Origin of the sequence: Clostridioides sp. ZZV14-6153 (genome assembly GCF_020657855.1) — a bacterium.
In the GTDB taxonomy this organism is placed as follows: domain Bacteria; phylum Bacillota; class Clostridia; order Peptostreptococcales; family Peptostreptococcaceae; genus Clostridioides.
Genome location: NZ_JAGWCZ010000034.1, coordinates 1 through 9301 on the forward strand (window position 1 = coordinate 1; position 9301 = coordinate 9301).

The 9301-nt window shown below is 28.3% G+C and carries 9 protein-coding genes, 1 tRNA gene, 1 other RNA gene and 1 other annotated feature; of the genes, 10 read left to right on the forward strand and 1 reads right to left on the reverse strand.

Features of this window, described 5'->3' with window-relative positions:
- Window positions 1-204 precede the first annotated feature (204 nt).
- The 10 genes from KGF46_RS19450 (at window position 205) to KGF46_RS19495 (ending at window position 7608) form a co-directional block, all read left to right on the forward strand.
- Window positions 205-714: a transcription repressor NadR gene (locus KGF46_RS19450; RefSeq protein ID WP_227830450.1), complete on the forward strand. Its 510-nt coding sequence runs from the start codon at window positions 205-207 to the stop codon at window positions 712-714.
- 11 nt (window positions 715-725) lie between these two features.
- Window positions 726-1607 carry a mechanosensitive ion channel family protein gene (locus tag KGF46_RS19455; RefSeq protein WP_227830449.1) on the forward strand — a complete coding sequence of 294 codons (882 nt, stop codon included), beginning with the start codon at window positions 726-728 and terminating at the stop codon, window positions 1605-1607.
- A gap of 127 nt (window positions 1608-1734) precedes the next feature.
- Window positions 1735-1940 (forward strand) — a binding site (T-box leader).
- 126 nt (window positions 1941-2066) lie between these two features.
- The gene (serS, locus tag KGF46_RS19460) at window positions 2067-3338 is read left to right on the forward strand and encodes a serine--tRNA ligase (RefSeq protein ID WP_227830448.1); all 1272 of its coding nucleotides are present in this window, start codon (window positions 2067-2069) and stop codon (window positions 3336-3338) included.
- Between the two features lie 318 nt (window positions 3339-3656).
- Window positions 3657-4112 carry a nucleoside deaminase gene (locus KGF46_RS19465; RefSeq protein WP_227830447.1) on the forward strand — a complete coding sequence of 152 codons (456 nt, stop codon included), beginning with the start codon at window positions 3657-3659 and terminating at the stop codon, window positions 4110-4112.
- Window positions 4113-4204, forward strand: a tRNA-Ser gene (locus KGF46_RS19470).
- Between the two features lie 41 nt (window positions 4205-4245).
- An RNA gene (gene ffs, locus KGF46_RS19475) (signal recognition particle sRNA large type) lies at window positions 4246-4510 on the forward strand.
- A gap of 76 nt (window positions 4511-4586) precedes the next feature.
- Window positions 4587-6224 carry a DNA polymerase III subunit gamma/tau gene (gene dnaX / locus KGF46_RS19480; RefSeq protein ID WP_227830446.1) on the forward strand — a complete coding sequence of 546 codons (1638 nt, stop codon included), beginning with the start codon at window positions 4587-4589 and terminating at the stop codon, window positions 6222-6224.
- A gap of 58 nt (window positions 6225-6282) precedes the next feature.
- Window positions 6283-6633, forward strand: a complete 351-nt coding sequence (locus tag KGF46_RS19485) for a YbaB/EbfC family nucleoid-associated protein (protein ID WP_227437598.1) — start codon at window positions 6283-6285, stop codon at window positions 6631-6633.
- A gap of 12 nt (window positions 6634-6645) precedes the next feature.
- Window positions 6646-7245, forward strand: coding sequence for a recombination mediator RecR (recR, locus tag KGF46_RS19490; RefSeq protein WP_227830451.1), 600 nt, complete (start codon window positions 6646-6648; stop codon window positions 7243-7245).
- A gap of 141 nt (window positions 7246-7386) precedes the next feature.
- Window positions 7387-7608 (forward strand): hypothetical protein, encoded by a 222-nt coding sequence (locus KGF46_RS19495; protein ID WP_227830445.1) that lies wholly within the window; start codon window positions 7387-7389, stop codon window positions 7606-7608.
- 64 nt (window positions 7609-7672) lie between these two features.
- Here KGF46_RS19495 and KGF46_RS19500 read toward each other — a convergent pair whose 3' ends face one another.
- The gene (locus tag KGF46_RS19500; RefSeq protein WP_227830444.1) at window positions 7673-8878 is read right to left on the reverse strand and encodes an MGDG synthase family glycosyltransferase; all 1206 of its coding nucleotides are present in this window, start codon (window positions 8876-8878) and stop codon (window positions 7673-7675) included.
- Window positions 8879-9301: the final 423 nt, after the last annotated feature.

Sequence of the window (9301 nt, forward strand, 5' to 3'; positions counted from 1 at the left end):
GTTAAGCTCTCTAGCGCTGATGGTACTTGGTGGGAAACTGCCTGGGAGAGTAGGACGTAGCCACGTAATCTTTTTTTATTGTTTGCCATAAAACATAAAATCTAAAATTAAACAGAATATAAACTCTGTATTGATTTATACTAAGATAAAATATAAAATTATATAATATAGACAAAAAGTTTTGATTTAGAAAGAAGGTGTAATATGAATTCTAATGAAAGAAGAAACAAATTAATAGATATTTTAAAGGAATCTAAGCATCCTGTAAAAGGTGGAGTGCTAGCGGAGCTATTAAATGTAAGCAGACAAGTAATAGTACAAGATATAGCGCTTATAAGGGCTAAAGGCTTTGAAATAATAGCTACACCTCAAGGATATATAATATATAATCAACCATACTTTTCCAGACAAATAAAATGTAAAAATCATAAAAATTCCCAAGAAATTTATGAAGAACTAAGAATTATTGTAGATTTAGGTGGAATTGTAAAAGATGTTATTGTAAATCATCCAACATATGGTCAAATAACTGCAGAACTTAATATTTATTCTAAAATGGATATAGATGATTTTATGAGAAAAGTTGAAACAAATGAGTTTAAACAATTATCAGTCTTAACAGAATGTAGTCATATTCATACAATTGAAGCACTCAAAGAAAAGACTATTGAAGATATAATAAAAAAATTAGATGACAGTGGAGTATTATCATAAGGAGGAGTTAAATGAATTTTTTGTCATTGGCTAAGACTACTTCAACAAATAGTAATATAACGAAGAGAACTTTAGAAAATATGCTTAATAATTTCAGTGATAATATACCAAATATTATATATGCAATAACAATATTTATAATAGGTATTTATATAGCTAAGATAGTAAGAAAGATGGTTTCTAAGTTTCTAATTAAATATGGAATGAGTAAAGGTGTAAATAATTTTATTGTATATGGTATATATATATCAATGCTATCCATCATATCATTGATAAGTTTAGGGATTATAGGAATACAAACTACGTCAGTTGTAGCGGTCTTAGGAGCGGCTGGATTTAGTATAGGATTAGCATTTAAAGAAATATTATCAAATCTAGGCTCAGGCATGATTATTTTGTTTTTTAAGCCATTCAATATAGGTGATTATATTCAAGGGTCAGGTGTAGAAGGTACAGTTTCTGATATACAAATATTTAGTACTGTTCTTAAAACTCCAGATAATAAAACTATAATAATACCAAATTTTCAATTGACAAGTAATAATATAATTAATTACACACATCAAAATAAAAGAAGGATAGATTTTTCGTATAATATTTCTTATGATAGCGATATAGATATGGTTAAATCTATATTAAATGAAATTTTTACAAATGAAAAAAGGATACTAGATGACCCAAAGCCAATCATAGGTTTAAACTCTATAGGTAATAATACTATGCAAATAGTTGCCAGACCTTGGGTTAAAACTGATGATTACTGGGATGTATATTTTGATGTAATGGAAAAAGTTAAGAAAAAATTTGATGAAAATAAAATAGAAGTTCCATTTATTCCTGCTTCATTATTGTTTAGTAACACAAGTAATTTAAATTCTTTGGATAAAAGATAATATTTTAATTAAACAAAAAAATCAAACTTAAGATAATAAATTAAAGAAAATTCTAAAAAAAAATTGAATAATAGTATTGAAAGATGTTAATATATATAATATAATGATTATCAAATAAAACAATTAGTTAAAAGCATTGAAAGAAAATAGTAAAAAACAGGTTGTATTCAGAGAATGAGTGGATGGTGAGAACTCATTACAATGGTTTTTGAATCTACTCTAGAGCTTCTAGTTAAAGCTAGACGTTTACCTACGTTACAGGTCTGAGAGGATTATACATATGGGTATAATCAATTAGGGTGGCAACGCGGATAAAAGATTTTCGTCCCTTTTATAGGGTAAACGGAGGTCTTTTTTTATTTTCCAAATTTGTTTAAACTAAGAATTTGAAGTTAAAAATATTTTAATTTAAATTGGAATTATTAATTTATATTATAAAAATTATTAGGAGGAATTAATATGTTAGATATTAAAAGAATAAGAGAAAACTTAGATGATATTAAAAAAGCTATGGAAATAAGAGGCGAAAAAGAATTCGACCTTGATGCTGTAGTGGAATTAGATAATAAAAGAAGAGAGATACTTCAAGAAGTTGAAGTTATGAAAAATGAATTAAATGTAAACTCTAAAAAGATACCACAATTAATAAAAGAAGGAAAAGATGTAGAAGAGGAAAAAGCAAGATTAAAAGAATTATCAGACAAGATAAAAGGTATTGATGAGAAAGTAAAAGAAGTTGAAGCAAAAATGGAATATGCATTGATGAGAATTCCAAATGTACCTCATCCAGATGTGCCACAAGGTGAAACAGATGAAGACAATGTTCAAGTAAGAACTTGGGGAGAACCTACAAAATTTGATTTTGAACATAAAGCTCACTGGGATATAGGAACTGGTTTAGGCATACTAGACTTTGAAACAGCTGGAAAAATAACTGGTTCAAGATTTACTTTATATAGAGGACTAGGTGCTAGATTAGAAAGATCTTTAATGAATTTCTTCTTAAATACTCACACAGCTAAACATGGATATACAGAAGTTTTACCTCCATTTATGGCTAATAGAAATAGTTTTATAGGCACTGGTCAACTTCCTAAATTTGAGGAAGATATGTTTAAAATAGAAGGGCTAGAGTATTTCTTAATACCAACAGCTGAAGTACCTGTGACAAATATACATGCTAATGAAATATTAGATGTTGCAGAACTTCCAATAAAATATTGTGCATATACTCCTTGCTTTAGATCTGAAGCTGGTTCAGCAGGAAGAGATACAAGAGGTTTAGTTAGACAACATCAATTCAATAAAGTTGAATTAGTTAAATTTGTTAAACCAGAGGATTCTTATAAGGAATTAGAATCATTAACTCATGATGCTGAAACTATGTTACAAATGTTAGGTCTTCCATATAGAGTTGTAAGAATATGTACAGGAGACTTAGGGTTTACAGCTGCTTTTAAATACGATTTAGAAGTTTGGATGCCAAGTTATAATAGATATGTAGAAATATCTTCTTGTTCAAACTTTGAAGATTTTCAAGCAAGAAGAGCGGGAATAAGATTTAAAAGGGATAAAAAATCAAAAGCAGAATATGTTCATACATTAAATGGTTCTGGATTAGCTATAGGAAGATGCTTAGCTGCTATATTAGAAAATTATCAACAAGCAGATGGCTCTGTAATGGTTCCAGAAGAATTAAGACCTTATATGGGTGTTGATGTTATAAAATAATTATGTATTAATATTATATAAGTGATAATATATTTTAAGATTAAAAATATACTATAAGTAAATAGTAAATTAAAAAAAGTTATGAGATTTAATAATTTCATAACTTTTTTATGTTAATATATATAATAGAATATTCATCATAAAAAGCTAAATATTTTCATAAATCAACATTTAATTAGACTCTGAAAATTTTTTTTAGGTTAATTTAAATTAAATGTAGCTATGCATAGCAATATATTAAATAAACAAAATAAAATTAAGTTGAATTATAAAATGAATTATGATAAGATAAGTTTGTTATAAGTTTTGGGAGGAATTATGGAAAGTTCATTTTATATGAAAGAAGCATTAAAAGAAGCATATAAAGCATATAATAAGAGAGAAACACCAATAGGTGCTGTTATAGTTAAAGATAATCAAATAATAGCAAGGGCTCATAACCTTACAGAAACATTGAAAGATTCTACAGCTCATGCAGAAATTTTAGCGATAAAGCAAGCATCAGAAAAATTAGGTGGGTGGAGATTGACAGATTGTGATTTATATGTTACACTAGAGCCTTGCATAATGTGTAGTGGTGCAATAGTTAATTCTAGAATAAAAAAGCTTATAATAGGGACAAGACATATAAAAAATTCATATATAGAGAAACAGCATGAGTTTAAATTAGATTATTTTGAAAATAATAATGTAAAAGTGGCTTTTGATGTTTTGCAAGAAGAATGCTCGATCATATTGCAAGAATTTTTTAAGGCATTAAGAAAAAGAGATTAAGGAGAGATGGTCGAGTGGTCGAAGGCGCTCGCCTGGAAAGCGAGTATATGGGTAAAACTGTATCGTGGGTTCAAATCCCACTCTCTCCGCCAGAAACAATAAATAAAAGTAATTAAATATGGTTGTAATTTTGCTGTACTAGATGGGGAGGTAGCGGTGCCCTGTAACCTGCAATCCGCTATAGCAGGATTGAATTCCATCTAAAGGCTTATTTTTTGTAGGGCCGCCCTGAATAAGTGGTGTTGATGCTTAGGTCCTGCGCAATGAAAGCTCATGAACCCCGTCAGATCCGGAAGGAAGCAGCGGTAAGTGATCACTTTTGTGTGCCGCGGGGGTGCCTAAGTTGAGCTAACTGTTTTGGTAACGCCTATGGAATTAAGTCGATAGATGGTGTACAGCATTTAATATATAAAAGACTAATCCCTTAGATAATGAGGGATTTTTTTATTAATTTTACTAAAGAGAGGTAAAAAGATGCATAAAGCATTATATAGAGCATATAGACCACAAAGATTTGATGATGTTGTTGGTCAAGAACATATTATTAAGACTTTAAAAAATCAAATATACAATGATAATATAGGACATGCCTATTTGTTTTGTGGTACAAGAGGTACTGGGAAGACATCTACTGCAAAAATTTTTTCAAGAGCAGTAAATTGTTTAAATAAATTAAATGAAGAACCTTGTAATGAGTGTGAAATATGTGAATCAATATTAAAAGATAATACAATGGATGTTGTAGAAATAGATGCAGCATCAAATAATAGTGTAGATGATATAAGAGAACTTAGAGAAAGTGTAAAATATTCTCCAGCTAATGCTAAATATAAAGTATATATAATAGATGAGGTTCATATGTTGTCTCAAGGAGCTTTTAATGCATTGTTAAAGACATTAGAAGAACCTCCCTCATATGTAATCTTTATATTAGCTACTACTGAACCTCATAAGATACCTGCAACTATTTTATCACGTTGCCAAAGATATGATTTTAAAAGAGTTACTGTTAAAGATATGACTCTTAGGATGAAAAAAATTTGTGAAGATGAAGGAATTGACATAGATGACAAAGCTCTTAATCTGATATCTAGAAATTCTCAAGGAGCACTTAGAGATGCTCTTAGCATATTAGACCAGTGTATATCATTTGGAGAGAATAAAGTAGATTATAAAGATGTTGTTGAGTTGATGGGAAGCGTGAATATAGAACAATTATTTGAATTGTCTCAATGTATTGTAGCGCAAGATACTAAAAAATCTCTTGAAATATTAAATGAATTTGTTTTATGGGGGAAAGATATAAGAAACCTTATAAATGATTTAATAGACCATTTTAGAAATTTAATGGTTTGCAAAGTATCATCAGAACTAGATGAAATAATCTCATTACCAGAAGAAACTATAGAGCAACTTAAATCTCAGTCTGAGGACATAGATATAAATGATTTAATAAGAATTTTAAATATACTGTCAACAACTCAAGATGATATAAAATCATCTTCAAATCCAAGAGTCTTAGTAGAAATAACTATAATGAAGATTGCTCAGCCAATGTTTGATGAAAGTAAAGAAGCTCTTATTAAAAGGGTTGAGAATTTGGAAAAAATGATTGAAATGGGTAGCTTTAAAATTACAAATAATGATAGTGGTAAAGAAAATGAATATGAGGATAATAGAGAAATAAATTCAAAAAAAGAAAGCATCGTTTATGAAGAGGTAAAGAATGAAGACGTTCTACTTATAGAATCATCATGGAAAAATATACTTAAACAAATTAAAAAAGATAAAAAAATGCCAATATACGCTCTTTTAAGTGAGGTAAAAAGTTTTAATGTATATTCTAACATGTTATATGTAATATTTGATGATAAATTTGATTTTGCAAAAACTAGATTAAGCTCCCCAGATACAATAGATTATCTAGAGAAGACTATAAGAGAAGTTTTAAATAGAAGCTTTAGTGTAAAAATAGTATTGTCATCAGAAGTCAAAGATATAAATCTTGAAGTTAAAGAAAAAAAAGACATTGGTGAAGAGATACTAAAGAACATAGTAAACGAAGAAATACTAGAAATAAAAGATAGTATTGATGAAAATGAAAGTAAATAATAAAATACTATTATGATATAATAATAAAATGAAAATAAGTTTAGGAGGAATAGTGTTTATGGCTAAAAAAGGTTTTGGAGGCGGAATGATGCCTGGTGGTGGAAATATGAATAACTTATTAAAGCAGGCTCAAAAGATGCAAGAAAATATGCAAAAAGCTCAACAAGAGTTAGAAAATAAAGAAGTAGAAGCTTCAGTTGGTGGAGGAGCAGTTACTGTAAAAGTTAATGGTAAAAAAGAAGTTTTAGATATAACTATTAAACCAGAAGTTGTTGATCCAGACGATATAGAAATGTTACAGGATTTAGTTTTAAGTGCAGTAAATCAAGCATTGAGAAATATTGATGATATACAAGCAAATCAAATGAGTAAGGTAACTGGAGGTATGAATATACCAGGGTTATTCTAGTAGGTGATATTTATGCAAGTTTATACAGGTCCAATAACGAGACTAATAGAAGAATTTTCAAAGCTTCCAGGAGTTGGAAGAAAGACTGCTCAAAGGTTGGCTTTTCATATTATTAATATGAATACTAATGATGTGGAGGCTTTATCTAAGGCAATTATAGACGCAAAAAGAGAGATAAAGTATTGTTCAATTTGTTGCAATATAACAGATACAGACCCATGTAGTATGTGCTCAAATAAGAATAGGGACTCTAGTACTATATGTGTGGTAGAAGATCCAAGAGATGTTGCAGCTATGGAGAGAATAAGAGAATTTAAAGGACAATATCATGTATTAAATGGAGTTATTTCTCCAATGGATGGTATTGGACCAGATATGTTAAAAATAAAAGAGCTTATACAAAGGCTTGGTAATCAAGATGTAAAAGAAATAATAATGGCTACAAATCCTACTATTGAAGGAGAAGCCACAGCTATGTATATTGCAAGATTAGTAAAGCCAATGGGAATCAAAGTTACTAGGATAGCTCATGGTCTTCCTGTTGGAGGAGATTTAGAATATGCAGATGAAGTTACAATATCAAAAGCATTGGAAGGTAGAAGAGAAATATAAAAATCGAGGTTATAACCTCGATTTTTGTAATTTTTTGGAGTTAAATTTAGATTAATTTTGATTTAGATTTATTGAATAAATTTCTTCTGTATTGTATAATTTGTTGTATAAATCATTTAAAAATTTTGATAGGGGTGCAACATGAAACCAATTATGAACTTAGAAGAACATAATGCAATGAAGGAAAAAAGAGTTAAAAAAATGAAATCAAAAGACAAGCCTAAATATGATGATTTTGAGGATATAAGTTTTTCTAACAAGAAAAAAACTAAGAAAACTCCAAGAAATAAAAACACTGAATTCAGAAATAACTATAAAAACTATCAGTATGATTATGAAGAAGATTTTTATGAACCAATCTAGTAATTAAATAATTAGAAGATAAAAAATCCCTAATAGGTACACTATAGGGATTTTATTTATTGTATTAATCAGAAATTATACTTAATACTAAATTAGCTATGTTTTGGGCTGAATTTGACTTTCTTATAGATTTTATATTTTTCTTTAACATTTCTAGCCTACTAGAGTCATCTATTAAAACTTTTAATAATATTGATAAATTATATTTCTTTGTAGTTCTAAGTGCTGCACCACAATTGGATAAGAAATCAAGATTTTCTTCTTCTTGTCCAGGTATATAATATGGAACTATCATGGGTACATCTTTTAAGAGTGCTTCAGTTGTAGTAAGTCCGCCAGGCTTACTGACTAAAACATCTATAGAAGCTAAAATGTCATTCATTTTATCAGTATATCCAAGTACACATACATTTTTGTCATGATAACGAGATACAAGTTTTTTTTCAATTTTCTCTTTTAAACTTTCATTTCTGCCAGTTATTACAAGTATCTGAAAATCTCTATCTGTATCTAATAACTCATCAAGAGTTTCTTTTATATTTCCAGCTCCAAAGCTGCCGCCCATAAGTAAAACAGTTAATTTATCAGGAGATAAATTTAGTTCAGAAAGAACAATTCTTTTGTCTCTATGAGAATGGAACGATTTTTCAACAGGGATTCCAAATGTTCTAATTTTACTAGGTTCAACTCCATCAAATACTAATAATTCCTTTACATACTCATGACCAACAATATAGTAGTCAATCTCATTTTGTATCCATGTGGAATGAGTAGTATAATCAGTTAATACAGAAATAAGAGGAGGAACATTAATAGTACTTGTATGATGCTTATAAAAATGATCAGTAGAAGCATTTGTTTCATTATTATGTAAGTTAAAATTTTTTTTCAATGTGCTTAAAGCAATCATTGGAAAAGGATGTGTACCTATAATTAAATCTGGTTTTGTGTTTCTAATGAGTTTTTTTAATTTTTTTGCCATAAATGTAATTATTAGATTACCTTTAAATTCATTTTTTGATAAAAGATTTGTTTCAGATAATCTATATACACTTCCATATGCTTTGGGTGTATATATGGCAGATTTTTCATATCCTCTTGAAATTATTTTATCCATTATGTTATTGACTAATTTCAAACTATCTATTATTTCGCATTCAACAGGCTCTCCGTCAATTGTTTTGGATGTAAGTTCTTCTTTAATAGCTAGAGCCGCTCTATTATGTCCACCACCAGTAGAAGCAGACATGATTAATACTTTTTTGCTCATAATAAAATCCTCCTAAAATGTAGCATAGTATTTATATAATACTTTGATATGTAAAAATTGTCATTCTCAATCAAATTATTGATAAATCATTTTTTAATAATAATCTAATACAAGATTACAAAAATTACAAGTGAAAGAAATGTAAATTAATTTTAAAAAAATGTGTATTACTACAAATAAAAAATTTAAATTATAGAATAAAAAGGAAAATTGGGCATAAAATATATATTAGTCCTATGAAATAAGGACTTTTGTTTATCATTAATTTATGAGAGTTAAGCTGATAAAACATAGAAAAATTAAAAATCTTAAAAAAAATAAAAAATTATATTGACTTGGATAAATAAAGGTGATATAGTATTACTTGTCCTTAAGAAAAGGGCAAACATGAAAAATGAACTTTGAAAATTAAACAGTAGGTTA